This is a genomic window from Paraburkholderia sp. (assembly GCF_036488795.1).
Lineage (GTDB): Bacteria > Pseudomonadota > Gammaproteobacteria > Burkholderiales > Burkholderiaceae > Paraburkholderia.
In genome coordinates this window covers 20198-47061 of record NZ_DASXHA010000020.1, presented here as the reverse complement: position 1 = coordinate 47061, position 26864 = coordinate 20198, and the positions used below count along the sequence as shown (strand labels likewise).

Genomic DNA, 26864 nt, shown 5'->3' with positions numbered 1-26864 from the left:
TTTCATTGCCGATCACCGGGTGCCGTTCGATAACAACCAGGCCGAACGCGATATCCGCATGCCCAAGCTCAAACAGAAAATCTCGGGGTGTTTCCGTGCTGTGTCGGGCATGCAAGCCTTCTGTACGATCCGCTCCTACCTAGCCACCCTGCGCAAACAGAACCGTTCGCTGATCGACGCGCTCACCCTGGCCTTTGCCGGATTCGTCGTTTCACCGCTTCCGGCTGCTGAATAGTTACGCCGCCGCAAAGAAAAGTAGGCAAAAGAAAGCGGGCTCAAACCGCCAGCCCATAAGTGTCCATCTCTGTCATGTACGGGTAACGGTCCAACACGAGACCTGCCCCCGTGCAGCAGCCCTCGTGACACAGCATTCATCCGCTCCAGCGTCCGCTACGCGCCCGCCGTCCGGCATAACCCTCTTTGCCAAGCTTTGGGGCGGGCGCCACCGGGTGAACCCGGCGGCCACGCACGGAGTGCGTAGGCGGGATGGATGAGCCCTTTGTCACGGGCAGAGGGTTTACGAGGGACGGTCTGGTCTCGGACCCATGCCGGGTGAGGCGCGAGGGTGACACCTACTGGCTGGCGGTTGGAGCCCGCTTTCTTTTGCCTACTTTTCTTTGCGGCGGCAAAGAAAAGTAGGTGCTGCCCCGCACAGGGGCGAAGCTAATAGACCACTAAGAATACAAGGAGAGGCCAACGCCGTAGGCAAACAGACACAGGGGCGAAGCTAATAGACCACCAAGAATGCGAGGAGAGGCCAACGCCGTAGGCAAACAGACACAGGGGCGAAGCCAATAGACCGATAAGAATGCAAGGAGAGGCCAACGCCGTAGGCAAACAACCAAAAAACCAGCCGTCAGCCAGACAAACAAAAAACCGCTATCACCGACTAGCCAAAGCCCCTTGCTTATCAGCCGGCGCAGCAACAGAAGACCCGTGAGCACTCGCCGTCTGCGACGAAGCATCAGCCCAAACGACGGAGTCGTTAACCGCGTACAACCGGCATGGATCCGAACTCTGCTTCTGGCAATTCGCCACGGCCACCGACATCGGATCATCCCCGCCCTCAGCCCACGACCAGGCCCCCGAATCAGAAACAGCAAAAGCCCGGCTCGGATACTGATGCAGGAAATTCCGATACCCGTTCCGCCCAGCTTCGTCGACGTAAGGCACAGCAGCTACGGCATCCAGAGAAGCATAACCGGTGGCCTTGGGCGGCGCAGGATCCGCCACCCGATACTGCACGCCAGTCGGCATCCCCACCCGTGCCAGGAATGCTTCGACCGCCGGCCACCAGACCCGCACTCCGTCGCGGTCGCCAACCAGCCGGTGTGCATCGTTCTTGTACGATCCGAAATCGACCATCTTCGCGTTCGCACCATGCGCCGAATACGCCGCATACATGTCCGCGACCAGCGGTGCCGACCAGATCGAATCGTTTTCACCGTACAGCCACAACGACGGCACATGCGTCTTCTCACCATACGCGCCAAATGCGTGCGTGAGATTGCCCTGCCAGTCGGTGCAGGCGTCCTGCCGCAGTCCACCCGAGAAATTGATCAGCGCCCGCACGCCCGGCGCGGCTTCGACGCCGTACGCCATGGTCGCCAGACCGCCATGAGACGTGCCGGCCACCACAATGTGCTGCGCATCCACGTAAGACTGCTTCGACATGTAATCGACCGTGGCCGCAACGTCGCCCGCCTGGCCGAGGCCATTACGCTCGACGTCGCAGCCGTCCTGCTGATACGTGCCGCCCGATTGCGCAAAACCCTGACGGTTCGGCGCGACGACCACGTAGCCGCGGCGCACGAACTCGCGCGCGAACGGGAGCGGATCGCTGCGCGCCTGCGTGCGCGGGTCGCCCTGAATCTTGCCGTGGTTGAAAACGATCATCGGGAACGGGCCCGGACCGTCGGGCTTGTAGATCGTCGTTTCAAGCGTGATGTCGCCCGAGGCATCCACCGGCACGCGAATGATCTGCTCGTTGAGCTTCGCGGCGGGAAGGTAGGTGTCGTCGTCCAGTGCGATGCGTGGGATTTCCGCGCGGGTCAGCGGGCCACCTTGTGCGTCGGCGAGCGACCCGGCGTGCGCCATCGACACGGCACCCGTCGCCCATGCACATACCATCACACCCGCCGTCAAAAACTTTCTGCAACCCATTCGCAGCACCCACCTTGAAGTACGTCTTTAAAACCTGCGTCGTCGCTTCGCGTCCGTCTGTCGCCCCTGACAGTTGCCTTTCGGTCAGGTTTGAGGCAACAAAAAGACACTCGCGTACGTTGCGCCTGAGCGCACACACGCGGATCGAGATCGCACGGGATTAACCCAACAACCGGCCGGCGCGACCCCACGCGCCGATGATGAGCAACACACGATGTTTCCTGAAGCCGCCGTCGAAACATAAATTGAAAGGATTCGGCAGAGCTTCTTCACATCTTTGCGGGGACCGTTTGGACTACTCCCTCACAACGCATCGCTTCAAAACCTACAGGGCGATCCTGGCACGACAATTTATGTTTGTGCAATTGCGGAAGACCCGCGCCGAAGAAAATTCGTAGTGCTCGACGCCTGCGAACGCGTGAATATCCCGCAGTGTGGATTGGCACAGGATAAGCGGCAGAAATGACCGGTGTGGCAGATCGTCCACATCGGGCCATATCGCGCCCCGCAGCGCTTTAAAGGGGCATATGTGGATGCGCAACCGAGGCTTGCAAGACGATCGCAGTTGGCTTTCTTCCCCTTACGCTGAGCCTGTGATGCGCGCCCTAACTTTCGTCGACGTCGCCATCGACATAGCGCCAGCGGCCGTCGTCGCCGCGTAAGAAGCGGCTCAGTTCGTGCAGCCGGTGAGCCCGGCCGGCAACTTTAAAACGTGCGATGAATTCCACCTCCGCATGGGTGGCGTCAAGCGGTACGAAGCGTTTGATTTGCAGACCTAGCCAGCGGGGCGCATCGGGCGCATCCGGATTCGCGTCCAGATCCGCGGGGCAGGTGTGCGCCGCCCACGTGGCGCGCAAATAATCCGTCGCGCCTAGCACATAGGCGCTATAGCGCGACCGCATCAGTTCAAGGGCCGTCGGCGCGGCCTCGCCGCCGTCGATGAAGCGTCCGCAACATTGGCTGAAACGCGGCGGCTTCGCACCGCTGCGCAGGTTCGGCGCGGCGCCGCCGCAGGGGCAGTCGGTCGGTCGTTGCGCCGTCAAGGAAGTCGTGTTCATGAAGCCTCAGTTCAACCCGCGCGCAATCAGGATCTTCTGGATGTCGCTCGTGCCCTCGTAGATCTGGCACACGCGCACGTCACGGTAGATGCGCTCAACCGGAAAGTCGCTCAGGTAGCCGTAGCCGCCGTGAATCTGCAGCGCGTCCGAACAGATGCGCTCGGCGGCTTCGGAGGCGAACAGCTTGGCCATCGCGGCCTGCGTCAGACAGGGCTGGCCGGCGTCCTTCAACGAAGCTGCGTGCCAGAGCAGTTGCCGCGCCGCTTCGAGCTGGGTAGCCATCTCCGCCAGCCGGAACTGCACGGCCTGATGCGCAAACAAAGGCTGGCCGAAGCTTTCGCGCTCCTTCGCGTACGCCAGCGCCGCTTCGAAGGCCGCGCGCGCCATCCCGACGCTTTGCGCGGCAATGCCAATGCGCCCGCCTTCGAGCCCCGAGAGCGCAATCCGGTAGCCTTCGCCCTCTGCGCCGATCCGGTTCGCCGCCGGCACCCTGCAGTTGTCGAAGACGATTTGCGCGGTATCCGACGAATGCTGCCCGAGCTTGTCCTCGGTGCGCGCCACCACGTAACCGGGCGTATCGGTCGGCACGATAAACGCGCTGATGCCGCGCTTGCCGGCGGCTCTGTCCGTGACGGCCAAGACGATCGCGACGTTGCCGTTCTTGCCGCTCGTGATGAACTGTTTGACGCCGTTCAGCACGTACGCGTCGCCATCGCGGGTAGCGGTGGTTCGCAAAGCCGATGCATCCGACCCCGCCTGCGGTTCGGTCAGACAAAACGCGCCGAGCATGTCGCCGCGGGCGAGCGGCGTGAGCCAGTCGCGCTTCTGTGCGTCGTTGCCATAGGCGAGCAGGATGCTGCACACCGGACAATTGTTGACCGAGATCGCGGTCGAGGTACCGCCATCGCCCGCCGCGATTTCTTCGAGAATCAGCGCCAGCGCCAGCGCGTCGAGTCCCGCGCCGCCATACGCTTCCGGCACGAGCACGCCATAGGCGCCGAGTTCGGCGAGTTGCCGGTGCACGTCCTTCGGGAAGGTGCGCTCACGGTCCCATTGGGCCGCGTACGGCGTCACCGCTTCGCGCACAAAGGTGCGAACGGCGTCACGGATCATCTGATGATCCTGGTCAAGCAGCATGCGTGTGTCTCCTCACCACTCGAGTGGCGTACCGTCGTATTGATAGAAGCGGCCGTTGAACGCTTCGTGTGAAGCCGCAGCCTGGCTGATCACCTGACGCATGCCGGTGACGCTGCGCTCGGCGTCGATGGCCGCCTGCGCGCCGCCCATATCCGTGCGTACCCAGCCGGGGTGCAGCGCGACACAGGCCGCCTGGCGAGTCTGTAACGAGGTGATCTTCAGCGCGTCGTTGACGGCGGCCTTGCTCACGCGATACAGCCAGCCCGTCGTGCCGGTCGCCTCGTTGATGCTGCCCATCTTGCTCGACAGCACGGCGAGCACGCCGCGCGCTGCTTCGACGAGCGGCAGCAGGATCGGGATCAGTTGCATCGGACCGCGCACGTTGGTCACCATCACTTCGTCGAAATCTTCGGCGGTAATCATTTCGACGTCCTCCGTGCGCGGACCGTAGATGCCCGACACGATGATGGCCGCATCAAGGCGCTCGCCATCGAGTTTCCAGCCCAGCGCTGCAATTTCTTCGGGCGCGGTGACGTCGAGCGAAAACGTCTGCGCGCCGAGTGCCTTGAGCGCTTCGAGTGCCGCGTCGTCGCGTGCGGTGGCCAGCACGCGCCAGCCAGCCCGTTGGTACTGATGCGCGAACTCGCGGCCAATGCCGCGCGACGCACCGACGATCAACACGGATTTCATGCGTATACCTCGCGATTCAGTTTGCGCTGGTGGAGCGCGCTCATACCAGTTCGATGCCCATCGCAGTGGCTTCCCCGCCGCCAATGCAGAGCGTCGCCACGCCGCGCTTCAGTCCACGGTGTCTGAGCGCGCCGATCAGCGTGACCAGAATGCGCGCGCCCGAAGCGCCAATCGGATGGCCCAGCGCACAGGCGCCGCCGTTCACGTTGACCTTGTCGTGCGGCAGATGATGCTCTTTCATGGCGGCCATCGTGACCACGGCAAAGGCCTCGTTGACTTCGTACAGATCGACTTCGTCCGCGCGCCAGCCGTTCTTCTCGAACAGCTTGCGGATGGCACCGACGGGCGCGGTGGTGAATTTCGCCGGTTCCTGCGCAAAGGTCGAATGGCCGACCACGCGTGCCAGCGGCGTCACACCGAGTCGCTGCGCGGTCGATTCGCGCATCATCACGAGCGCGGCCGCGCCGTCCGAAATCGACGACGAATTCGCCGCCGTCACCGTGCCGGTTTTGCTGAACGCAGGCTTGAGTGTCGCGATCTTGTCGAGGTTCGCCTTGAACGGCTGCTCGTCGCGTTCGATCGTGACATCGCCCTTGCGGCTCTCCACCTTGACCGGCGCAATTTCCCAGGCGAACGAGCCGTCTTCGTTGGCCCGCTTCGCGCGCTTCAAGGATTCGATGGCGAACGCGTCCTGCGCATCACGCGTGAAATCGAACGAGGCCGCGCATTCTTCGGCGAAGGTGCCCATCAGGCGGCCTTTTTCGTAGGCGTCTTCGAGGCCGTCGTAAAACATGTGGTCGATCACCTGGCCGTGGCCCATGCGCATGCCGCCGCGCGCCTTCGGCAACAGGTACGGCGCGTTCGTCATGCTTTCCATGCCGCCTGCGACGATCACATCCGCTGAGCCGGCCGCCAGCATGTCGTGCGCGAACATCGCCGCACGCATGCCGGAGCCGCACATCTTGTTCACGGTCGTGCTGCCGGTGCCCAACGGCAAGCCGGCACCGAGCGCCGCCTGCCGCGCCGGCGCCTGGCCGAGGCCGGCGGGCAACACGCAGCCCATCACCACTTCGTCGATCTGCCCGGCTTTCAGTCCCGCGCGTTGCACGGCGGCTTCGATCGCAATGGATCCCAGTTGCGGGGCCGTCAGCGTGGCGAAATCGCCCTGAAATGCGGCCATCGGCGTGCGTGCTGCAGACACGATAACGATGGGGTCGGCACTGCTGTCACGTTTTGTCTCACTCATGCTTTAGCTCCTTGATCACACCTTCGACGATAGCCGGCACGTCGCCCAGCCTGGCCGCGTCGGCGGCCACCACGTCGTTATCTGCCTTGTGCGCGCCGCGCGCCGTCACGGCTGCGACGCAGTTCGAATAGGTTTCATCGAGCATGCCGGGCGCGCCGATCATCATGCCCAGATTGCGCACCTTGCCGTCATGCACGCCATAGGCCCAGCCGTGCACGGTCAGGTCCTGGCCGCGTGCCCACGCGTCGTTGACGATGGTGGTGCGGCATACGTTGACGACCTGTTCGATCGTGTTCAGTTCAACCAGACGCCGATGGCGCGCTTCGCCCATCGGCCATTCTTCGAGCAACGCAGCATGCTTGGTGCGCACGTCCTGGACGTGATGCAGCCAGTTGTCCGCGAGGCCGACACGCCGTCCGTGCAGCGCCGCGGCGACACCCGAGCAGCCGTAGTGACCGACCACCATGATGTGCTTGACCTTCAGCAGATCGACGGCGAACTGGATCACCGACAGGCAGTTCAGATCCGTATGCACAACCACGTTCGCGATGTTTCTGTGCACGAACACTTCGCCCGGCGGCAGGCCGATGATCTGGTTAGCCGGCACGCGCGAGTCCGAGCAACCGATCCACAGATATTCAGGTGTCTGCTGGTGGGCGAGGCGTGAGAAATACTCCGGATCTTCGGATAGTTTGCGCTCGACCCACCTGTCGTTGTTCTCGAACAGATGCGCGAGGGGGTTGGGCAGTGAAGAAGCGTTCGTGTTCATGGTGTATCGAGTGGTTTGCAGGACCGATGGACCGGTCGATGTGGTTGCAGGAGGGGCGCAAGCTGAACGGCGTCCATGTCCGTTCACGCTGCGCGTACGGCAGCTTCGCGCGCGGCTATTGTGCTGTCGGTGTTGCCGGCTGTCGCTGCATCGCTTGCGGTAGTGAACCGCTCCGGATAGCGAAGGCAGAAGCGCACGCTGCTGTCATAGGGAAAGAAGTCGGGCAGTTCGCCTTTCAGCAAATGATCCTTGTGCTGTTGCCACAGCACCGGATCGAAAAAGTCTGCGTGATGTTGCATGAAGGCGCGGCGCACGCGGGGGTCGCCGAGCAGAAAAGTGCCATACGTCTCAGGGAAAATGTCGTGCGGGCCCACTGAATACCACGGCTCGCCGGACATCTCGTCTTCTTCGTTGCGCGGCGCCGGAACGGCGCGCACGTTGCAATCGGTCAGGTATTCGATTTCGTCGTAGTCGTAAAACACCACGCGGCCGTGACGCGTCACGCCGAAATTCTTGTACAGCATGTCGCCCGGGAAGATGTTCGCCTGCATCAGTTCTTTTACTGCGTTGCCGTACTCCTTGATGCCGTGCTCCACCTCCTCGTCCGTGCCGCTTTGCAGGTAAAGGTTGAGCGGAATCATTCTTCGCTCGATGTACAGGTGGCGAATCACGAGGTTGTCGCCTTCGTATTCGATCATCGAAGGCACTTCCTTTTCGAGTTCGCGCAAGAGCGCGTCGTCCAGACGCGAGACGGGCAGCGCGACGCTCGAATATTCGAGCGTGTCGGCCATCCGTCCCAGACGGTCGTGTCGTTTGACAAGCTGATATTTGCCCTGAATCTGCGCGCGGGTGGTTTCCTTCGGCGGTGGGAAATTATCCTTGATCAGCTTGAACACGTAAGGAAACGAAGGCAGCGTGAACACCAGCATCACGAGCCCCTTGATGCCGGGCGCGACGATGAACTGATCGCTCGAATGCGACAGGTGATGCAGCAGGTCGCGATAAAACAGATTCTTGCCCTGTTTCTGCAAGCCAAGTGATGTGTAGATTTCCGCTTTCGGCTTGCCCGGCATGATAGTGCCGAGAAACTCCACATAGGCCGACGGCACTTCCATATCCACCAGAAAATACGAGTGCGAAAAGCTGAAGATGATCAGCAACTGGTCGCGCTTGAGCAGCACGGTGTCGAGCACGAGCAGGCCCGGCTTCGCGTGACGCAGCGGCACGGCGAACGGCAGAAGCAGATCGCCATTGATGATCCGCCCGACGATATACGCCGACTTGTTGCGAAAGAACAGCGACGACAGCACGTGAACCTGGAAGTTGGCGGCTTCCTCGAAGGTGCCGAACGCGTCGTGGATGGACTGCATTACGCAGCCGACGTCGCGCTGCAAATCCTCGAACGGCGGTTCGAGCTGAAAGTTCGTGACGATGCGTTCGAGCGTCGCGGCGAGACCGTCTTTGCCAGGGTAGTACGCGCGATAGGTCGGTTTCGCGGCAGGCTCGTCGTTCTCGATGTATTCGGTCGAAATGGCCGGACGCACGAAGATGAAATCGTTGTTGAAATACGCGCGGTGCAGGATCTTGCAGCACACCGAATTGAAGAACGTCTCCGCGCATTCGGGCTGACGGTGCGTCGTCAGCAAGCCGATGTAGTGCAGCTTGATCTGCTGCCAGATTTCGTTGTCGATGTTTTCCGCATCGTATTCGTCTTGCAGCAGCTCGACGCATTCTTCGACACGTTCGTCATACGAAGTAATGCGTTCGCGAGCAAGACGCTGCAGCGCGTGCCAGTCGCCCGCTTCGAACAGATCCTTCGCGCGGATCGCGGCGTCGCGGAAGATCCGGTAATGCCGGTCGAAGCCTTCGAGCATCGTCTGCGCGACGTCAAAGCCGATCTGCGACGACAGCAGTTTGGGGAAGTGATTCATGTCGACCGTGCATCCGTTCAATGTCGTGAAGAGACATCGCTTAATCGCGTGATCTTGCGGCGAAAACCTTTTCGTCGGTGTGCGGTTTGGCTTCCTGATGAAGCGGCGCGGCGCGCGCACCGCTTTCGAGCGCCGCACGCGCTTGCGCTTCGTATTGCGCCAGGTCTTCGAGCGTGGCGTTCAAATCTTCGAGCTGGCGCTCCAGCACCTCACGATGCCGCGCCACCGTGGCGAGAAAAGCGTGCAACTGCGGCTGGGTGTCCGTCGGCGATTCGTACAGGTCGAGCAGATCGCGGATTTCCGACAGCGTGAAGCCAAGCCGCTTGCCGCGCAGCGTCAGCTTCAGGCGGGTACGGTCGCGCCCCGAATAGACACGCCGCAAACCGCTCGATCCCTCTCGGCTTGGTGCGAGTAAACCCTGATCTTCATAAAAACGAATAGCCCGCGGAGTGACGTCGAATTCACGCGCGAGTTCGGTGATGGTGTATTGCGTGTTCATCGGGGCATTCCATGACCGGGCAGAAAAGCGGATGGGGCGATAGAATCGACGTTTACGTTATCGTCAACTTGAGCGGAACGCAACTGCGGAGCAACCCGGGCGCGCGGCACCGAGCGCCGGGTGCGCCGACGGAGACCATGCCACGATGAATGCACTCGAACACCAACTGGACTACCCGTTCAACGACACCTTGCCCGAACCCGGCCATGCCTTTGAGGTGACGCCCGGGGTGTTCTGGCTGCGCATGCCGCTGCCGTTTGCACTGGACCACATCAACCTGTGGCTGTTGCGCGATGAAATTGACGGCCAGAAGGGCTGGACGGTGGTCGACTGCGGCATCACGTCGGACACGATCAAGGCAAACTGGGAGCAGGTGTTCGATACCGTGCTCGGCGGTCTGCCCGTGCTGCGCGTGATCGTCACGCATTGCCATCCGGATCACATCGGCCTCGCGCACTGGATTTGCGCGGGCGGCGCGAGGCAGCGCTGGGACGTGCGGCTGTGGACGACGCTCGGCGAATACATGCAGGCGCGCGTGATGGCGGCGGGCGACGGCTCGAATGCGGGCGGCGAGGGTGCGGTGCGGCACTTCGCGCGTCATGGACTGCAGGATGAGGACTCACTCGCCCAGTTGCGCAATCGTCAGAGCTACTATTCCACCCTGGTGCCGGCGCTGCCGGGGCAATATCGACGGGTGCGCGAAGGCCAGGCCATTGCGATTGGCGGCAAGACATGGCGCGTGGTGACCGGCTTCGGCCATTCGCCCGAGCATTGCGCGCTGCATTGTGAAACGGACGGCGTGCTGATTTCCGGCGACATGGTGTTGCCGCGTATCTCGACGAATGTGTCGGTGTTCGACATGGAGCCGGAAGGCAATCCGCTGGCGCTGTATCTGGAATCGCTCGGCCGCTACGAGACGATGGCGCCAGACACGTTGGTGCTGCCGTCGCACGGCAAGCCGTTTCGCGGCGTACGCACGCGCGTGACGCAGCTACGCGAGCATCACGACGCGCGGCTTGCCGAGGTACGCGAGGCTTGCGCCGCAAGACCGCAAAGCGCAGCGGATATCGTGCCCTTGATGTTCAGGCGGAAACTGGATGTCCACCAGTTGACCTTCGCGATGGGCGAAGCGCTCGCGCATTTGCACTTGCTGTGGCTCGCGGGAGAATTGCAGCGCGTGCAGGGTGAAGATGGGGTGATCCGGTTCGCCGTGTGAGACCTGGGCGAATGACAAGTGACTAGTGAAAAATGGAAAGGCCCGGTTGCGATTCGACCATCCGAATCCAGCCGGGCCTTTTTTCCTGATCAGGCGAGCCGCTTTACTTCACCACCACCGTGCCAAAGTTCTGCCGCCCAAACGCACTCACGCGGTACCCGCTGACATCGGCACGGGTAATTGCTGTCGCGGTCGGGTAGCCAAGCGGAATCCACAGCGCCTGATCGTGGATGATCTGCTGCGCCTGGTCATACGCCTTGGTGCGTTTCGCCAGATCCGGCGTGGCCTTGCCGTCGGCGATCAGCTTGTCCAGATCCGCGTCGCAAAAGCGCGCGAAGTTGATGCCCGACTTCACCGCGTTGCAGCTAAAGAGCGGTGACAGGAAGTTATCCGGATCGCCGTTGTCGCCTGCCCATCCCATGAACAGCGCGTCGTGCTGGCCCTGCTTCGCCTCCTTGATCAGCTCGCCCCATTCGATCACCTTCACATCCGCCTTCACGCCGATCTTCGCGAAGTCAGCCTGCAGCAATTCGGCGCCAGCCTTGGGATCCGGATTGAGCACACTGCCGGTAGGACGAACCCAGATCGTCATCGAGAAGCCGTTCGGAAAGCCCGCATCCGCGAGCAGCTTCTTCGCCTTCGCCGGGTCGTACGGCCACGCCTTGACCGACTTGTTGTAACTCCACGTGTTGGGCGGATACGGATTGACCGCCGGCGTCGCCGTGTTGTCGAACACGGTCTTCAGATACGTCGTGCGGTCGAACGCCATATTCAGCGCCGCGCGCACCTTCTGGTTGTCGAGCGGCTTCTTTTCCGTATTCAGCGCGACGAACGCGGTCATGAAGGCGGGCGTCTGGACGACCGCAAGCGACTTGTCGGACTTCGCATCCGCCACATCCTGCGGCTTCGGCGACAGCGCAATCTGGCATTCGCCGGTCTTCACCTTTTGCGCGCGCACCGTGGCGTCCGGCGTGATGGCATAGATCAGGCGGTCGATCTTCGGCTTGGGACCCCAGTACGACGGATTCACGTCGTAGCGAATCACCGCGTCTTTCGTGTAGCTCTTCAGCATGAACGGGCCGGTGCCGATCGGCTTCGCGTTCAGATCGAGCTGCTTGCCGGCCTTTTGCAACTGATCGGCGTATTCGGCGGAGTAGATCGAGGCGAAACCCATGGTCAGGATCGAGACGAAGGTCGCGTCCGGCGCGTTGAGTTCGAATTTGACCGTGTTCGCATCCACCTTCGAAACCGACTTGATCAGCTTCGGCAGGCCCATCGATTGCGCGTGCGGGAAGCCGCTCGCACCGGTGACCTTGTGCCACGGATTGCTGTCGTCGAGCATCCGGCTAAAGCTGAAGACCACGTCGTCAGCATTCAGCGCCCGGGTGGGCTTGAAATAGTCGGTGGTCTGGAACTGCACGTTGGGGCGCAGATGGAATGTGTAGGTGAGGCCGTCGGGACTCACGTCCCAACTGGTGGCGAGCGCGGGCACCACTTTCTTCGCGGATTCGTCGTAGGCGACTAGCGAATTGAAAATCACGTCGGCCGACGCATTGGTCGTGACGAGCGAGTTGAACTGGACGACGTCGAAGCCGTCGGGGCTCGCTTCCGTACACACGGTCAGCGGTTTGGCGAGCGCCAGCGCGGGCGCTGCGACGAGCAGGGCGGCAGCGAGCAGTTTGAAACGCATAAGATCTCCCATAACAGGCGCGGTCAGGCAGTTCGTCTTGGTTGCGGCGACAGGGGCCCGTGCGGACCACCGGCATGATTGTGATACGTTTCCGGCGCAGGCGCAGTGCCTGCGCGGTCCTGCCGGGGAAAAGCTTATCGAAGGGTGGTTGTGCCTACAACAAATTAAACGGCATAACCTTAAGGCGCAGTCGCTCTAGCGCGGCGGGTTCACTGGGCTAGAGCATAGCTCAGCAAATAATCAATGCCTTCGATGGCGCGCGATCCGTACCACGAGATCTGTTCGCCATCGATCAGCGTGACGCGCTTGCCGGCGAGGCGCGCCTCACCCGCAAGCGCGTCGCAATGGGCCTGAGTGAAGCGATACGGCTCGCTCGACAACAGGACGCGATCCACCCCGGCAAGCCAGGGGGCGTCCAGATCGAAGCCGGGGTAGCGGGCCGCGCCGGTGGGGCCGCCGCGTACATCGGGCAGCGTGTGCCAGTTGACGAGCCGCAGCATTGCGGAGATGTAGGTGTCGCGCGCAACGGTCATCCACGGATCGCGCCAGATCGCGTACAGCACGTTTTGCGCGGGTCCCGCATGGGCAGCGTCTTGCGCCTTGATCAGCCGGGTTTGCAACGCATCCGACAGGCGTGCCGCTGCGTCGCCGCGGTCAAAAATGGCTCCCAGCAGCCCATACAAAGCGAGATTGTCGTGCGGCGTTTGCGGATGCGTGACGACGATATGCGGCACAAAGTCGCGCAGACGGTCGACCGTATCGCGCTCGTTCTCGTCCACATTGACGATCACGTGAGTGGGCCGCAATGCGCGAATCGCTTCCAGATTGACCGCTTTCGTGCCGCCGACCTTCGGCACCGGGCGCACCCGCTCACGCGGATGAACGCAAAAACCCGTGCGCCCGACGATCTGCCTGTCGAGCCCAAGCGCAAACAGCAATTCGGTCAGGCTCGGAACGAGCGAAACGATGCGCGCGCCGGCACCGGCCATTTCGTGCGCGACACCGGCAGCGTCGAACGCACTCGCATTCATGGCGTTATTGGGCGGCGCGCGGCTTGCGCGGCGCGCGTTCGAACGCGCGGTCGTAGACCCAGCGCGGCAGCACGTGCAACAGCATGGCCGCGACGCGCATCTGCCACGGATAGATCGCAAACGACGCCTTACGTGCGATCGCGTCGGCAACCTTCGCGGCGAAGCGGTCGGCATCCATCAGAAACGGCATTGGATACGGATTGTGCTCGGTCATCGGCGTGCGGATATAGCCGGGCGCAATCGTTACGACGCCGACGCCTTTGGGCCGCATCTCGACGCGCAGCGCCTCGAGGTACTTGAGCGCCGCTGCCTTCGACGCACTGTACGCACCCGAACCCGGCAGGCCGCGCACACCGGCCACGCTCGCCACGCCGACCAGCACGCCCTTGCGCGCGGCGCTCATGGCGGCCGCGAACGGCTCGAAGGTGGCGACCATGCCGAAGTAGTTGATATCCATCACCTCGCGGAAGGTGCGCAGGTCGCCGTGGCCGGTCACGGCACCTCGACTGATGCCGGCGTTCGCGATGACCACGTCGGGCAAGCCGTATTGCGCGATGAACTGCCCGGCGGCGTCGGCCAGCGCGTCGGCGTCGCGGACGTCGACCGGATAGATGGAGATGGGATGCTGCGGATGGGACTGCTGGAAGCTGGCAAGGGCGTCGCCGCGGCGGGCAACGAGGCCGAGAATCGCGCCGCGCCGCGCGTATTCGGCGGCGAGCGCGAGGCCGATGCCGCTGGAGGCGCCGGTGATGAAAACCTTCAAAGGTGTGCTCATACCGGCGCTCCGGGACTTACATCTTCTTCGCGCGGATCTGGGCGACGAGGTAGTCGAGCACCTGCAGCGTGCCCGGCAGGCTGTTCGTGGCAGCCGGACCCGTTTCATACTTGCCCTGCACGGCCAGCGTCGGCACGCCGTCGATCTTGTAGTCGTCCAGCATCTTCTTGTCACGCTGGATCTCGCTCTGGGTCGAGAACGAGTTGTACGCGTCCATGTACTTCTTCGGATCCACGCCGTTCTTCGCGAGGAACTTGGCCTGATCTTCCGGCGTCAGCAGGTAGTCCTTGTTGACGTGGATTTCATTGAAGACTTTCGGCGTGAGCTCTTGCGCGAGGCCGAGCGCGTCGAGCGCGTGGTACATCTTCGAATGCGGGATGAAGTCGTCGCGGAAGGCCACCGGGACACGCTTGAACACGACATCCGGAGCTTGCTTCTTGATCCACGTTTCGAGGTACGGGTTGAATTCGTTGCAGTGCGGGCAGCCGTACCAGAAGAATTCGATCACTTCGATCTTGCCAGCGGGCACGTCGACCGGTTGCGGCGACGACAGGATCGTGTAGTCCTTGCCGGCGACCGGCGCGGCGGGCGACGCCTGCGCAGCGGCGGTGACGAGGCCGAATGAAAGGAAAAGGATGCTCAGCAGTTTTTTCATGTTTTGTTGACCTGGTTAGGCGAATAACGGTGGCGCGGCGAAGCAGATTGCGTGGCTGTCACCGTTACGAAATGTTTGGCGGCAGGCCGTTGCCGAGCGTGAGACTCGCGCCGCGCGCTGAAGGTTCAGCGGCGGCGTGTCACAACAGATTACTGCTTGGTGAAGCGGATCACGGCGGTTTCGACGCCGGCGTCGGACAGACGCTGACGAGCCGAATTCATGTCCTCGAACTTCGAGAACGGTCCAATGCGTACGCGGTAATACGTGACTCCGCCTGCATCGCGCTGCGTGACCTTCGATTCGAAGCCCTGGAAAGCGAGACGGGCGCGTTGCTGCTCCGCGTCTGCCGAAGTCTTGTAGGCGCCGACCTGCAGGAAATAGCCGCTGTTCGCGTCAGCCGCGGACGGCGCAGCGTTCGAGCCCGGCTTTGCCGCGTTGGGCGCGGACGACGTGCCGGCGGTCGTGCTGGGCGCGCTCGTGGCCTGCTGGGGCTTCCTGGCCGGAGCGGCAGTGCCGTTCTCTTCGGCAGGATTCGGTGCGACCGCGACGCCGTTCGAGGCGGCCGGCGGCACTTCGACGATCTCCGGTTCCTGCAAGCCCGACGACTGGTTCTGACCATTGGTCTGGCCCGGTGCCGTGTTCGGCGGCGCCGGTTGCACGGCTTGCGGCACGGGCTGGCCTGGGGTCTTGCCCTGCAGCGGACGGTTCGGATCGTACTGTGCATCGCTCGCGCTGCTGTCGGAAGCGGCGGGCGGCGCCACCTTCGCGACGAACGGCGTGGGTGCCCGGGTGATATAGAGCGCCACCACTACCGCGATTGCCAGGCCGACAATCAGGCCCAGTACGATGCCGAGAAAAGTGCCCCCGGTTTGTTTCGACTGCTTTGTTGTGCGGCGTGGTTTTGCCATCGTAAGAATCACCTGCAAAAAGAATCCTGGAACGGCCGCCGATTATAACGACGGCCGCGTGCATGTCATGCCGGAGGACTTACATCTTGACGGGAGCAGAGACGCCGATCGTCGCAAGGCCGTTTGCCAGCACCTGACGCGTGGCGGCGAGCAACGCGACGCGGGCGTTACGCGCCGCTTCGTCGTCGACGAGGACGCGTTCGGCCTTGTCATTGTAGAACGAGTGGAATTCTCCGGCGAGGTCGCGCAGGTAGAACGCGACGGCGTGCGGCGCAAGTTCGTCGGCCGCGTGCTGCAGCATGTCCGGGAATTCCGCGAGCTTTTGCAGCAGCGCCATTGCACGTTCGCTGGTGAGCGGCGCTACGTCGACGCCCGGCAGGGTCGCTTCGTCCGCGTGGTAGCGGGTCTTCCACTCGTTGATGACCGAGCAGATCCGCGCATGGGCGTACTGCACGTAGTGGACCGGATTCTCGTCGTTCTGCTTGAGCGCGAGGTCGATGTCGAACACGAATTCCGTATCCGCCTTGCGTGAGATCAGGAAGAAGCGCACGGCGTCGCGGCCACGGCGGATGGTCGCTTCGTCGAGCAGGTCCGGCGAGGTTTCCGTGCCCGGCGTCGCGCCGCCCGACCATTCGATCAGGTCGCGCACCGTCACGTAGCTGCCGGCGCGCTTGGAGATCTTCACTTCCTGGCCGTCGCGCATCACCGTGACCATCTTGTGCAGGATGTAGTCGGGGTAGCCCTTCGGAATGCCGATGCCAAGGCCCTGCAAACCGGCGCGCACGCGCGCGATGGTGCCGTGGTGGTCCGAGCCCTGCACGTTGATGACCTTGGTGAAGCCGCGTTCCCACTTCGCCACGTGATACGCGACGTCCGGCACGAAGTAGGTGTAGGTGCCGTCGGTCTTGCGCATCACACGGTCTTTGTCGTCGCCGTCGTCCGTGGTGCGCAGCCACAGCGCGCCCTCCTGCTCGTAGGTCTTGCCGGCGGCGATCAGCGCGTTCACGGTCTTTTCGACGCGGCCTTGCGCATACAGGGACGACTCGAGATAGTACTGGTCGAACTTCACGCCGAAGGCCTGCAGGTCCATGTCCTGCTCGTGACGCAGATAAGCCACGGCAAAGCGGCGAATCGCGTCGAGGTTGTCGACGTCGCCTTCGCCCTTGACCGGCTCCACGTCTTTCGCGGCGACGGTTTCACCGTTCATGTAGTCGCGTGCAATCTCCGCGATGTAGTCGCCGTTGTACGCCGATTCGGGCCAGCCCGCGTCACCGGGTTTCAGACCGCGGGCGCGCGCTTGCGTGGAGACGGCGAGCGTGTGGATCTGCACGCCCGCGTCGTTGTAATAGAACTCGCGATGCACGTCGTAGCCTTGCGAGGCCAGCACGTTCGAGAGCGCGTCGCCCAGTGCCGCCTGGCGGCCGTGGCCCACGTGCAGCGGACCGGTCGGATTGGCCGACACGAATTCGACCAGCACATGCTTGCCGGCATCGCGCTGCGAGCGGCCAAAGGCTTCCTGTTCTGCGAACACGGTGCCGATCACCGCCTGCTTCGCCGTGGCTGCGAGGCGCAGGTTGATGAAGCCCGGACCTGCGACTTCCGCGCTTTCCACGAGGCCTTGTGCTTGCGGATGCGCGAGCAGCGCGTCGACGATCTGCTGGGCCAGTTGGCGCGGATTGGCGCGCAGCGGCTTGGCCAGTTGCATGGCGACATTGCAGGCGACGTCTCCGTGCGCGGCGACCTTCGGGCGTTCCAGCGTGATGGTGGGCGTGACGAAGGCGGCTTCGGTTGCGCCTTGGGTCGCCTCGGCGACCTGCTTCACGGTATCGGCGAGCAGGGATTCGAGAATCTGTTTATGTGCGGGCAGCATGCTTGTTGCGAGTCCAGTGAGGCAGTGCGGTGAAACGGGAGCGGCAGCGCGCGCGTCGTGCACGCTGCCGGTCCGTCAAAGGCCTGGAAAACGACGCGCCGTACCCGCCACGCCAGGCGCCGCTGCGGCTGGGCCAGACCCAGTGAACCCTGGTGAGGGCCGCTGCGGTCCGCAAAAGCCCCAGCCGGCGCGGCCTTGCGGGCGGAGTCGGGTGCAGCGCGGCGCGCTTTTCCGTCCAGACGGATTTTAGCAGGTGCTAATATGTTCAATGAGATGCCCACCAAGGGCCGTGGCCGCCGCAGTTTGACGGCGCGCCAACGAAACCCGCGCAGACGGTCGTCCGACGGCCTTCGGCGCGTAAATCCAACAAGATGAAAAGGGAACAGTCATGCTGATTACTTTCAAATGTCGCGCGGCGCCGGATGTGATGATGCTGGAGAATCTTGCGCAGTATCTGGTTGGAATTGTCGGCAAGCGCCTGGGCGAACGTGGCGTGATCACCCACGAAGAGCTCGGCGTCGCGATCACCAAACTGGAAGAGGCGATCAGCTTCGACAAGCAGGAACGCGCCGAACACGACGGCCATTTCCACGAAGGCGAAGAAGGCCACGAACATCACGAGATCCCGGTTGGCCTCGCGCAGCGCGCGTATCCGTTCCTCGATATGCTGCGCGTCGCGCAAAAGGAAAACGCGGATATCGTCTGGGGGGTGTGATCCCTTCGGGCAACACGCATAAAAGAGAAGAGCCCGCTGGTAGCGGGCTCTTCTCTTTTATGGAACGGCTTCAATCGGGTCGCGTGGTGTTGACTTCGCGAGCCCGCTTGCCGGCCCGGCTTATTCGCTGGCGGCGGCCGGTGCCATCGGCGCCGAGGCACCTTTCTTCATCTTTTGCTTCTTGGGCTTCTTGACGTGCTTCTGGGTGGGCGGCGAGTACGAGCTGACCGAACTGCTGACAACCGGAGCGGCGGGTTGAGCGAATGCGGCCGAGGTACTTACTGCAAGCGAAACACCAGCCAAAACTAACGTCAGCTTCTTCATACGATTTTCTCCGTTGACGGTTGCAAGTAGATAAGCCGACGCGTTTTCGGCAACGTCTGGCCAGATAAAGCGTCTGCAGTCTACAAAGCCGAAAACCACCCTGCCTCAAATATTCAGGCTTTCTATCCCGATATAGTGGTCTCGACGCAACCGTCGCCGGTCAAACCGTTCACAACAATGGTGCAAGCGCCCGCTCGGCGTCTTTCGTGGAGAGCGCCATGCGCTTTGCGTAGTCTTCGAGCTGGTCCTGGCCGATCTTGCCGACCGAAAAATACGTGCTGTCCGGATGGGCCAGATAGAAACCCGAGACGCTCGCGGCCGGCAGCATGGCGAGGGATTCCGTCACGCTCATGCCGATTTCGTTCGCGTGCAGCACGTTGAACATGTCGCGCTTCACGAGGTGATCCGGGCAGGCCGGATAGCCGGGTGCGGGACGGATGCCGACGTACTTTTCGGCGATCAGGTCGTCGTTGGAGAGCGTTTCGTTGGCGGCATAGCCCCACAGGTCACGTCGCACGCGGGTGTGCATGGCTTCCGCGAAGGCTTCCGCGAAACGGTCCGCCAGAGCCTTCAGCATGATCGCGCTGTAGTCGTCGTGATCTTTCTCGAACTGCTTTTCCTTCACGTCGACGCCCAGGCCCGCCGTCACCGCGAACATGCCGATGTAGTCCGCCACGCCTGAATCCTTCGGCGCGATGAAGTCGGCGAGCGAACGGTTCGGCCGCATCACGCCGTCCACCACCGGCCGCACGCTTTGCTGGCGCAGATTGCGCCACGTCAGCGCGACTTCCGAGCGCGATTCGTCCGTGTAGATTTCGATGTCGTCGTCGTTGACGGTGTTGGCCGGCAACAGTGCGATCACGCCGTTGGCTTGCAGCCAGCGGCCCTGGATCAGGCGTGCCAGCATCGATTTGCCGTCTGAGAATACGCGCCGCGCCGATTCGCCGACGATCTCGTCATTGAGAATCTGCGGGTACGGCCCGGCGAGATCCCACGTCTGGAAGAACGGCGCCCAGTCGATGTAGTTGGCCAGCTCGCTCAGGTCGAAGTTCTTGAACACGCGGCGGCCGATGAACTTCGGCTTCACCGGCTGATAACCCGCCCAGTCGATGCTGGTCTTGTTCGCGCGCGCTTCGGCTAGCGTGACCATGGGCTGTGCTTTCTTGTTCGCGTGCTGGTCGCGGATGCGGTCGTAGTCGGACTTGAGTTCATCCAGATATTTCGCTGCGCCTTCGTCCGACAACAGGCTCGAGGCCACCGACACCGAGCGCGACGCATCCGGCACATACACCACCGGCCCTTCGTAATGCGGCGCGATTTTCACGGCGGTATGCACGCGCGAGGTCGTGGCGCCGCCGATCAAAAGCGGAATCTTCTTGACGCGGAAGTAGTCGTCGCGCTGCATTTCCGAGGCAACGTAGGCCATCTCTTCGAGGCTCGGCGTAATCAGCCCGGAGAGACCAATGATGTCCGCGCCCTCGACCTTTGCCTTCGCGAGAATGTCGTTGCACGAGACCATCACGCCCATGTTGACCACTTCGAAGTTATTGCACTGAAGCACCACGGAGACGATGTTCTTGCCGATGTCGTGCACGTCGCCCTTGACGGTCGCGATGACGATCTTGCCCTTCGCGCGCACGTCGGCGCCGGCCTCCGCCATCAGCTTCTTTTCTTCTTCGATGTACGGAATCAGATGCGCGACGGCCTGCTTCATCACGCGTGCCGACTTCACGACTTGCGGCAGGAACATCTTGCCCTGACCGAACAGGTCGCCGACGACGTTCATGCCGTCCATCAGCGGACCTTCGATCACGTTGATCGGGCGGCCGCCTTCGGCCGCGATCCTGGCGCGCACTTCCTCGGTATCTTCGACGATGAAGTTCGTAATGCCGTGCACGAGCGCATGCGACAAACGCTTCTCGACCGGCTGGTTGCGCCACTCGAGGTTCTCTTCCTTCTTCGCGGCACCGGTCTTGAACTTGTCGGCGATTTCGAGCAGCCGGTCGGTACCGTCTTCACGACGGTTCAGCACCACGTCTTCGACGCGTTCACGCAGTTCCGGGTCGAGGTCCGCATACACGCCCAGCTGGCCGGCATTGACGATGCCCATGTCCATGCCCGCCTGAATGGCGTGATACAGGAACACGGTGTGAATCGCTTCGCGCACCGGGTCGTTGCCGCGGAACGAGAACGACACATTCGACACGCCGCCGCTCACCTTCGCGTAGGGCAGGTTTTCCTTGATCCAGCGCGTGGCGTTGATGAAATCGACCGCGTAGTTGTTGTGTTCTTCGATGCCGGTCGCAATGGCGAAGATGTTCGGATCGAAGATGATGTCTTCGGGGGGAAAGCCGACTTCATTCACGAGGAAATCGTACGAGCGCTTGCAGATCTGCGTCTTGCGTTCGTACGTGTCGGCCTGGCCCTGTTCGTCGAACGCCATCACCACGGCGGCGGCGCCGTAACGGCGGATCAGGTTGGCGTGATGGCGGAACGCCTCTTCGCCTTCCTTCAGCGAAATCGAATTGACGATGGCCTTGCCTTGCACGCACTTCAGACCCGCTTCGATCACTTCCCACTTCGACGAGTCGATCATGATCGGCACACGCGCGATGTCCGGTTCCGAGGCGATCAGGTTCATGAAGCGGACCATGGCCGCTTTCGAATCGAGCATGGCCTCGTCCATGTTGACGTCGATCACCTGCGCGCCGTTTTCGACCTGCTGGCGCGCGACCGCGATCGCGTCGTCGAACTGGTCGTTCAGGATCATTCGTGCGAACGCCTTCGAGCCGGTCACGTTGGTACGTTCACCGACGTTGATGAAGAGCGTCCCGGATGTGACGTTGAACGGCTCGAGGCCGGAAAGGCGCATGGTGTGATCGGTCATGGCGGATAGGCGGTTCGGTTGCGTGCGTCTTTTACTTTAGCGGGAATGCGGCGGCGTGCTCAAACCTCAGGCGTCAGGCCGCGTCGCGATACTGGTTCGGCCATTGGCGCGGCTTGACTTCGGCGAGTGCCTGCGCGATTGCCGCGATATGCTCCGGCGTCGTCCCACAGCACCCACCCGCGATATTCACCAACCCGGCCTGCGCGAACTCCTTCAGCAGCCCTGAAGTATCCGCGGGCAATTCGTCGAAGCCCGTATCGCTCATCGGATTAGGCAGACCCGCGTTCGGATAGCACGACACATACGTGTCGCACAGCTTTGCCAGTTCCGCGATGTACGGGCGCATCAACGCCGCGCCCAACGCGCAGTTCAGGCCGAACGTGAGCGGCTTCGCGTGGCGCAGCGAATTCCAGAACGCTTCGACTGTCTGGCCTGACAGGATGCGGCCCGATGCGTCGGTGACGGTGCCCGAGATCATGATGGGCAGACGCTCGCCGGTGTCTTCGAACAACTCGTCCAGCGCGAACAGCGCGGCTTTGGCGTTGAGCGTATCGAAGATGGTTTCGACGAGGAACAGGTCCGCGCCGCCGTCGAGCAGCGCCCTGGCCTGCTCGTAGTAGGCGGTGCGCAGTTCGTCGAAGGTGACATTGCGCGCGCCCGGGTCGTTCACGTCAGGCGAGATGCTGGCCGTCTTCGGCGTCGGTCCGATGGCGCCGGCGACAAAGCGCGGCTTGTCCGGCGTCGAATACTTGTCGCACGCGGCACGCGCGAGCTTCGCCGATTCGAGATTCATCTCGACCGCCAGGTCTTCCATGCCGTAATCGGCCTGCGCGACCGTGGTCGCACCGAACGTGTTGGTCTCGATGATGTCGGCGCCCGCCGCGAGATATTGCTCATGAATCTCGCTGATGATCTGCGGTTGCGTGATCGAAAGCAGCTCGTTGTTGCCCTTGATGTCGCGGCCGTAGTCCTTGAAGCGCTCGCCCCGATAGGCGGCTTCGTCGAGTTTGTAGCGCTGGATCATCGTGCCCATTGCGCCGTCCAGAATCAGGATGCGCGACTTCAGGAGCGCGGGCATCGCTGTGCCGCGCGTGTAGGCGGCAGCGGGACGGACTGGACTGACGGTGGGGGCAGGCTGGTTCATGGCAGAAGTGGGCTTGCGCCAGTTTTTCAGGAAACCTGTCATTGTAGCCGTTGCTGGGCAGCCTCGCCGGCTGCGAGCGCACGGCGGCTCACAGGCCAGAAAAGAAAAACCCCCGTCCAGCGAGCCGAACGGGGGTTTTGCGAGACGTGTCGCCGGGGGGCGCGTTAGTGAAGGATGACCGGTTGGTGCATCAGACTGTCAAACTGACCGAGGAATTCGTCTACTTCGTCAAGCGACGGTTCTTCTTCGATCAGCTTGGTGACGTGTTCGCGGAAGCGCGCCGCCATTGCACCATCGATGTAGATTTCACGTTGCATGTTCTTGTCGACGATCTCGTAGCCGCCTGACTTCATGGCGAGGGGACCGTCCTGCGGCGGGAACTCGACGACACAATAGTTGGGGCTGTTGTAGATCATTTGCATGGCGACACTCCTTATTTCCGTTGGCTCCTGGCCGTTCCTGCGCCATAAGTGGAGCGTATGGTGTGGAATTCAAGGGGTGGGTCCGGAGTGACGCAGGTAAATATTCCGGACCTTCTGTTTAGACCCGTGCTTCGAGAAACGTTTCCAACAACGCAGCAAAACGGTGGGACTGTTCGATCGGAGCCAGATGTGCAGCATCCAGCAATTCGTATTGTGCGCCTTGAATTGATTTCGCGACTGATTCTGTTGCAGCAGGTGGCGTACCCGTGTCATGGCGTCCGGCGACGGCCAGCGTAGGTAGACGAATCTCATCCAGTCGTCCGTGTACGTTGAAATCGCGTAACGCCTCGCAGGCCAGCGCGTAACCTTCGGGCGGCGTGTGCTGCAGCACCTCGCGGATCGGCTCGACAGCTTCCGGATGTGCTGCCTGGAAGTCGGGCGTCAGCCAGCGGCCGAGCGTCGCCTCCACAAGCGGTGTCATGCCCTCGCGGCGCGCCGTCTGCGCGCGCTGATCCCACACGGCGCGGGCGTCGGGACTCGTGCCCGCGCCGGTGTCGGCGAGTGTGAGAGTCGTGATGCGCGACGGCTGGTCGAGCGCGAACTGCTGCGCGATCATGCCGCCCATGGACATGCCCACCAGATGCGTGTTTTGTACATCCAGCGTGTCGAGCAACGCGCCGAGGTCGCGCGACAGGTCTTCTACGCCGAACGGGGCATCAGGTACGACTGTGGCGCCGTGACCACGGACGTCGTAGCGCAGGACGGTGAAATCGTCGCGAAAGTAGCCGGCGAGCTGATCCCACACGGACAGATCGCCGCCGAGCTGATGAATGAACGTCAGCCAGGGGCCGCCACCTTCGTTGCTCAGGACGTAACGCGTATCGATACCGTTGATGTTCACTTGCATGCGGGCTCCGTTAGTTGTGACGCGATAGATGAAACAAGCGCGGCGCTTCGGTGCTTGCAGCCGGGAATAAACGGCACTGCGTAGTTTGATGGGGTAGCAATCCCTGTTCCCGGCGCGCAGGCGAAACGGCGCCGCTCCTCGTGCGAGTGATGGGTTTGCGGGAAGTTTCGTCGGACAGCGAAGACCCGCCAATGTTTAGGGCTTTTCGGCCCCGCTGTGCGGGTCGACGGTGCCGCCAGGCGCTGAGGATGGGGCGTTGTCCGGCACGGCTCGCGCGCCGCTTGTGGGCGAGTCGGCGGCAGGGCTGGCGGTGTGCTGTTCCGCCGGCGTCTCGCCGGTGCCGGTGGTGCCGGTTGCTGGCTGCGCGCCCGGGATCGTTGCTTGACCGGAAACAGCGCCGCCGGTTGGATTATCTGCAGGACTGGCGGAAGGAACCGCCTGCGTGGCGTTACCCGAAGGCGCACCGCCATTGTTGCTTGTGTTGCTGCCACTGCCCGCCGTTCCGCCGTTAGCGCTATTGACCGGCGTATCGAGCGGACCGCGCCACAGCAGTTCGATCTCCGTGCCGTTCGGCTCGGTCTGCATCAGCCGCGCGGGCAACCACCCAAGCGAGGGCGCGAGCCACACGTCGATACGCCGCTTGTCGCCGTCGTGACGCGGCAGGCGCATGAAATGGCGTGCACTGATGAAGCCCCGGGCCGTACGCACCGTTTCGTCGCCGATTGTTTCGATTGGCCAGATCTCGCCGCTGTCGTTGTCCACCACGAAAAACTGACGCGTGACGCCCGGTTGGTAGGCGCCAGGATCACCGCGCACGAGGCTCGCAAGCTGCATCACCATGCTGAAACGGTCCTGTGCGCCGTCGCTCAGCGGCAGCGTAGCCGGCGTTTTGGTGAAGGCGATCTGCTTCGTTTCGCGGTTGAAAATGGAAACGTCTTCCGCGCGATGTCCGCGCTTTTCGATGTATTGGTCCGGTGCGAGCCCAAACGCGTCGACGCGTCCATGGCTCGAATAGCTGAATGTGCCGACGAACGGCAGCGGCACCGAGACGATCATTTCGTAGGTCTTGCCGTCGCTCATCCAATGGATCGTGCCGGGCTGGTTGCGCACGCCGTTGTAGAACGTGTCGTATTGCAATTCGCCTGATGGCGGCACCGAGAATTTCACGCCTGGCGCGGCCTGGGCTGCGGGCGCTTTGCCGTTGCCCGCGCTGTTGGCTTTGGCTGCCGCGTTCGACGCGGCTGCAGCCGCCGAAGTTGCCGCCGCTGAAGTTGCGGCCGCGCTGGCTGCTTCCGACGCGGCCACGGCGGCGGGTGCCGAGGCAGCGGTCACGTGTGCGGGGCTGGCCCGCGTGACGCTCAGCACATGCTCCCGCGGGCTGGCTGGAGCCGCCTTGCGCGCGGGCGCGGCGGGCGCCTCTGCCGACGGCCTCGCGGCAGCAGGATTTTGTTCGATCCGCTCAGGCTCGAGCAGCGCAATCTGCACGGGCACGTGGACCGTGTTCTCGGGCGTGAAGGCCGTGCGGTTGTGTTCGACCCATAGCGCTGCGATCCAGTGCAGCGCCAGCACGACGAGCAACGCGATGCCCCAGCGCCAGGCGCGCGGGCTGCGCCGCGCGGCTTGAGGCTGCGTGCGATCGGAGCGGCTAACGGCGGAGGTGGACGACATCGGGCGAAGCGGTTTTACCAGGTGAAGGGTATGTCTGCAGTGGATTAGCGAGCTGCGTCACACGGATATCCAGGCGCCGGATGCAGCAAGACGGTTCGACCGCGAGCTTGCCGGCGATGTTCCGTGACGGCCGTTACCGCGTGTTGCCACAGGCCCGCAGCGCCAGGCGGACATCCTAACGTGGCACGGGACTGTACCCCAGTTCATACGACAGCTTCCGCGCACACTCGCGCAGCGCGGTGTCGATTTCGCCGCCCCAGCGGATATCGAATGCACCTTCGCGGCCGAGCGCGATCAGCCCGAGCGCGAGCTCGCCGGTCGAATCGAAGACGGGCATGCAAAACGCGTGAATGGTCGGCAGCAGCATGCCTTCGACGCGCGCTGCCTCGTGTTCGCGCACTTGCGCGAGCACACGCTCGACGTCCTCAGGCGTGCGCGGACCCTCCGCGTGCGAAGCGCGGCGCGAATCCGCCAGTTCGCGTTCGATCATCGCCGCGGTTTTGCTCACGGGCAGATAAGCGGCAAACAGCAGGCCGGTGGCGGATCCCAGCAAGGGCATCACGTCGCCGAGCTTGAGCGAAGCTTTGGCGGGGTGACTGGACTCCATCCAGTGCACGACGGTCGGCCCCTGATTGCCCCATACTGCGATGCCCACCGTCAGGTCGAGCCGGTCGCGCAGCCCGGCCAGTGCGACGCGCGCAAGCTTGACGCCGTCGACCCGCGCGAGCCGCGCCAGACCCAGCTGCAATGCGAAGCCGCCCAGTTCATAACGTCCGGAAAGCGGATCTTGCGCGACCACGCCGAGCCGCAGAAAGCTGACCAGATAGCGATGCGCTTTCGCCGGACTCATGCCTGCGCGCTGTGCGAGGTCGCGCAGCATCATTGCGCGCGGCTCGTGCGTCAGCACGTCGAGCAGGCGAAAACCCACCTCGATCGACTGGATGCCCGAGCGCAGCTTTTCCTCGCCGGAATCGGAGGCGTCGTCGGCGGAGTCGGGCGGCTCGGCAGGATCACCCGGATCAGCTTCGGAACGGATTGCGCCGGAGCGCGCGAGTGGAGGCATAGGCAAGGCGCATGCAGCGCACGAGGATCAAATGTTAAATGCGTGGGGCCGCGCGCAACATTAGCCAAACGGCCTACTTTCGCCACGCGGATTCAC

23 protein-coding genes and 1 pseudogene are annotated in these 26864 nt (G+C 62.8%); 3 read left to right on the top strand and 21 right to left on the bottom strand.

The window, feature by feature from the left end; genetic code table 11:
- Positions 1-235 (top strand): IS66 family transposase (locus tag VGH41_RS02930; protein ID WP_331595847.1); only part of this gene is annotated, 235 nt, incomplete at its 5' end.
- Positions 236-882: 647 nt separating this feature from the next.
- On the opposite strand, the gene VGH41_RS02925 is transcribed toward VGH41_RS02930, so the two are convergent.
- The 8 genes from VGH41_RS02925 to VGH41_RS02890 form a co-directional block, all read right to left on the bottom strand.
- Positions 883-2163: a dienelactone hydrolase family protein gene (locus tag VGH41_RS02925; protein WP_414696588.1), complete on the bottom strand. Its 1281-nt coding sequence runs from the start codon at positions 2161-2163 to the stop codon at positions 883-885.
- A gap of 605 nt (positions 2164-2768) precedes the next feature.
- Positions 2769-3221: a YchJ family protein gene (locus VGH41_RS02920; RefSeq protein WP_331595845.1), complete on the bottom strand. Its 453-nt coding sequence runs from the start codon at positions 3219-3221 to the stop codon at positions 2769-2771.
- A gap of 6 nt (positions 3222-3227) precedes the next feature.
- On the bottom strand, positions 3228-4358 hold the full coding sequence (locus VGH41_RS02915) for an acyl-CoA dehydrogenase family protein (protein WP_331595844.1): 1131 nt from the start codon (positions 4356-4358) through the stop codon (positions 3228-3230).
- Positions 4359-4370: 12 nt separating this feature from the next.
- Positions 4371-5048, bottom strand: a complete 678-nt coding sequence (locus tag VGH41_RS02910) for an SDR family oxidoreductase (RefSeq protein WP_331595843.1) — start codon at positions 5046-5048, stop codon at positions 4371-4373.
- Positions 5049-5088: 40 nt separating this feature from the next.
- Positions 5089-6294, bottom strand: a complete 1206-nt coding sequence (locus VGH41_RS02905) for an acetyl-CoA C-acetyltransferase (RefSeq protein WP_331595842.1) — start codon at positions 6292-6294, stop codon at positions 5089-5091.
- A complete protein-coding gene (gene can / locus VGH41_RS02900; RefSeq protein ID WP_331595841.1) occupies positions 6287-7063 on the bottom strand; it encodes a carbonate dehydratase in 777 nt (258 codons plus the stop codon). Before can ends, VGH41_RS02905 begins: the two co-directional genes overlap by 8 nt.
- 83 nt (positions 7064-7146) lie before the next feature.
- Positions 7147-8994, bottom strand: a complete 1848-nt coding sequence (gene aceK, locus VGH41_RS02895; RefSeq protein ID WP_331595840.1) for a bifunctional isocitrate dehydrogenase kinase/phosphatase — start codon at positions 8992-8994, stop codon at positions 7147-7149.
- A gap of 40 nt (positions 8995-9034) precedes the next feature.
- Positions 9035-9493 carry a MerR family DNA-binding transcriptional regulator gene (locus VGH41_RS02890; RefSeq protein WP_331595839.1) on the bottom strand — a complete coding sequence of 153 codons (459 nt, stop codon included), beginning with the start codon at positions 9491-9493 and terminating at the stop codon, positions 9035-9037.
- Positions 9494-9638: 145 nt separating this feature from the next.
- On the opposite strand from VGH41_RS02890, the gene VGH41_RS02885 reads away from it, so the two are divergent.
- The gene (locus VGH41_RS02885) at positions 9639-10709 is read left to right on the top strand and encodes an MBL fold metallo-hydrolase (RefSeq protein WP_331595838.1); all 1071 of its coding nucleotides are present in this window, start codon (positions 9639-9641) and stop codon (positions 10707-10709) included.
- Between the two features lie 103 nt (positions 10710-10812).
- On the opposite strand, the gene VGH41_RS02880 is transcribed toward VGH41_RS02885, so the two are convergent.
- The 6 genes from VGH41_RS02880 to argS form a co-directional block, all read right to left on the bottom strand.
- Positions 10813-12399, bottom strand: a complete 1587-nt coding sequence (locus tag VGH41_RS02880) for an ABC transporter substrate-binding protein (protein WP_331595837.1) — start codon at positions 12397-12399, stop codon at positions 10813-10815.
- A 209-nt stretch (positions 12400-12608) separates the two neighbouring features.
- Entirely contained in the window at positions 12609-13430 is an 822-nt protein-coding gene (locus VGH41_RS02875; RefSeq protein WP_331595836.1) for a helical backbone metal receptor, read from the bottom strand.
- Positions 13431-13434: 4 nt separating this feature from the next.
- The gene (locus tag VGH41_RS02870; RefSeq protein WP_331595835.1) at positions 13435-14205 is read right to left on the bottom strand and encodes an SDR family oxidoreductase; all 771 of its coding nucleotides are present in this window, start codon (positions 14203-14205) and stop codon (positions 13435-13437) included.
- Between the two features lie 16 nt (positions 14206-14221).
- Positions 14222-14860, bottom strand: a complete 639-nt coding sequence (locus tag VGH41_RS02865) for a thiol:disulfide interchange protein DsbA/DsbL (protein WP_331595834.1) — start codon at positions 14858-14860, stop codon at positions 14222-14224.
- 149 nt (positions 14861-15009) lie between these two features.
- Positions 15010-15768 carry an SPOR domain-containing protein gene (locus tag VGH41_RS02860; RefSeq protein WP_331595833.1) on the bottom strand — a complete coding sequence of 253 codons (759 nt, stop codon included), beginning with the start codon at positions 15766-15768 and terminating at the stop codon, positions 15010-15012.
- A 79-nt stretch (positions 15769-15847) separates the two neighbouring features.
- On the bottom strand, positions 15848-17638 hold the full coding sequence (argS, locus tag VGH41_RS02855) for an arginine--tRNA ligase (RefSeq protein ID WP_331595832.1): 1791 nt from the start codon (positions 17636-17638) through the stop codon (positions 15848-15850).
- Between the two features lie 388 nt (positions 17639-18026).
- Between argS and VGH41_RS02850 the strand changes: the two genes are divergently transcribed.
- Positions 18027-18353, top strand: a complete 327-nt coding sequence (locus VGH41_RS02850; protein WP_331595831.1) for a DUF1840 domain-containing protein — start codon at positions 18027-18029, stop codon at positions 18351-18353.
- 120 nt (positions 18354-18473) lie between these two features.
- On the opposite strand, the gene VGH41_RS02845 is transcribed toward VGH41_RS02850, so the two are convergent.
- The 7 genes and pseudogenes from VGH41_RS02845 to VGH41_RS02815 form a co-directional block, all read right to left on the bottom strand.
- Positions 18474-18677 carry an acid-shock protein gene (locus VGH41_RS02845; protein WP_331595830.1) on the bottom strand — a complete coding sequence of 68 codons (204 nt, stop codon included), beginning with the start codon at positions 18675-18677 and terminating at the stop codon, positions 18474-18476.
- Between the two features lie 169 nt (positions 18678-18846).
- A pseudogene (gene metH, locus VGH41_RS02840) lies at positions 18847-21567 on the bottom strand (methionine synthase); the annotation flags it as partial.
- 70 nt (positions 21568-21637) lie between these two features.
- Entirely contained in the window at positions 21638-22708 is a 1071-nt protein-coding gene (locus VGH41_RS02835) for a homocysteine S-methyltransferase family protein (protein ID WP_331595848.1), read from the bottom strand.
- 164 nt (positions 22709-22872) lie between these two features.
- Positions 22873-23130, bottom strand: coding sequence for a BTH_I0359 family protein (locus VGH41_RS02830; protein WP_074263200.1), 258 nt, complete (start codon positions 23128-23130; stop codon positions 22873-22875).
- Between the two features lie 118 nt (positions 23131-23248).
- On the bottom strand, positions 23249-24037 hold the full coding sequence (locus VGH41_RS02825; RefSeq protein ID WP_331595829.1) for an alpha/beta fold hydrolase: 789 nt from the start codon (positions 24035-24037) through the stop codon (positions 23249-23251).
- Between the two features lie 195 nt (positions 24038-24232).
- The gene (locus tag VGH41_RS02820) at positions 24233-25705 is read right to left on the bottom strand and encodes a DUF3108 domain-containing protein (RefSeq protein ID WP_331595828.1); all 1473 of its coding nucleotides are present in this window, start codon (positions 25703-25705) and stop codon (positions 24233-24235) included.
- Positions 25706-25880: 175 nt separating this feature from the next.
- The gene (locus VGH41_RS02815) at positions 25881-26768 is read right to left on the bottom strand and encodes an IclR family transcriptional regulator (protein WP_331595827.1); all 888 of its coding nucleotides are present in this window, start codon (positions 26766-26768) and stop codon (positions 25881-25883) included.
- Positions 26769-26864 lie beyond the last annotated feature (96 nt).

Excerpts from the sequence above, each read along its gene's own strand:
- VGH41_RS02925 (WP_414696588.1), bottom strand. The coding sequence starts at position 2,163 with ATGGGTTGCAGAAAGTTTTTGACGGCGGGTGTGATGGTATGTGCATGG.
- VGH41_RS02920 (WP_331595845.1), bottom strand. The coding sequence starts at position 3,221 with ATGAACACGACTTCCTTGACGGCGCAACGACCGACCGACTGCCCCTGC.
- VGH41_RS02915 (WP_331595844.1), bottom strand. The coding sequence starts at position 4,358 with ATGCTGCTTGACCAGGATCATCAGATGATCCGTGACGCCGTTCGCACC.
- VGH41_RS02910 (WP_331595843.1), bottom strand. The coding sequence starts at position 5,048 with ATGAAATCCGTGTTGATCGTCGGTGCGTCGCGCGGCATTGGCCGCGAG.
- VGH41_RS02905 (WP_331595842.1), bottom strand. The coding sequence starts at position 6,294 with ATGAGTGAGACAAAACGTGACAGCAGTGCCGACCCCATCGTTATCGTG.
- can (WP_331595841.1), bottom strand. The coding sequence starts at position 7,063 with ATGAACACGAACGCTTCTTCACTGCCCAACCCCCTCGCGCATCTGTTC.
- aceK (WP_331595840.1), bottom strand. The coding sequence starts at position 8,994 with ATGAATCACTTCCCCAAACTGCTGTCGTCGCAGATCGGCTTTGACGTC.
- VGH41_RS02890 (WP_331595839.1), bottom strand. The coding sequence starts at position 9,493 with ATGAACACGCAATACACCATCACCGAACTCGCGCGTGAATTCGACGTC.
- VGH41_RS02885 (WP_331595838.1), top strand. The coding sequence starts at position 9,639 with ATGAATGCACTCGAACACCAACTGGACTACCCGTTCAACGACACCTTG.
- VGH41_RS02880 (WP_331595837.1), bottom strand. The coding sequence starts at position 12,399 with ATGCGTTTCAAACTGCTCGCTGCCGCCCTGCTCGTCGCAGCGCCCGCG.
- VGH41_RS02875 (WP_331595836.1), bottom strand. The coding sequence starts at position 13,430 with ATGAATGCGAGTGCGTTCGACGCTGCCGGTGTCGCGCACGAAATGGCC.
- VGH41_RS02870 (WP_331595835.1), bottom strand. The coding sequence starts at position 14,205 with ATGAGCACACCTTTGAAGGTTTTCATCACCGGCGCCTCCAGCGGCATC.
- VGH41_RS02865 (WP_331595834.1), bottom strand. The coding sequence starts at position 14,860 with ATGAAAAAACTGCTGAGCATCCTTTTCCTTTCATTCGGCCTCGTCACC.
- VGH41_RS02860 (WP_331595833.1), bottom strand. The coding sequence starts at position 15,768 with ATGGCAAAACCACGCCGCACAACAAAGCAGTCGAAACAAACCGGGGGC.
- argS (WP_331595832.1), bottom strand. The coding sequence starts at position 17,638 with ATGCTGCCCGCACATAAACAGATTCTCGAATCCCTGCTCGCCGATACC.
- VGH41_RS02850 (WP_331595831.1), top strand. The coding sequence starts at position 18,027 with ATGCTGATTACTTTCAAATGTCGCGCGGCGCCGGATGTGATGATGCTG.
- VGH41_RS02845 (WP_331595830.1), bottom strand. The coding sequence starts at position 18,677 with ATGAAGAAGCTGACGTTAGTTTTGGCTGGTGTTTCGCTTGCAGTAAGT.
- VGH41_RS02835 (WP_331595848.1), bottom strand. The coding sequence starts at position 22,708 with ATGAACCAGCCTGCCCCCACCGTCAGTCCAGTCCGTCCCGCTGCCGCC.
- VGH41_RS02830 (WP_074263200.1), bottom strand. The coding sequence starts at position 23,130 with ATGCAAATGATCTACAACAGCCCCAACTATTGTGTCGTCGAGTTCCCG.
- VGH41_RS02825 (WP_331595829.1), bottom strand. The coding sequence starts at position 24,037 with ATGCAAGTGAACATCAACGGTATCGATACGCGTTACGTCCTGAGCAAC.
- VGH41_RS02820 (WP_331595828.1), bottom strand. The coding sequence starts at position 25,705 with ATGTCGTCCACCTCCGCCGTTAGCCGCTCCGATCGCACGCAGCCTCAA.
- VGH41_RS02815 (WP_331595827.1), bottom strand. The coding sequence starts at position 26,768 with ATGCCTCCACTCGCGCGCTCCGGCGCAATCCGTTCCGAAGCTGATCCG.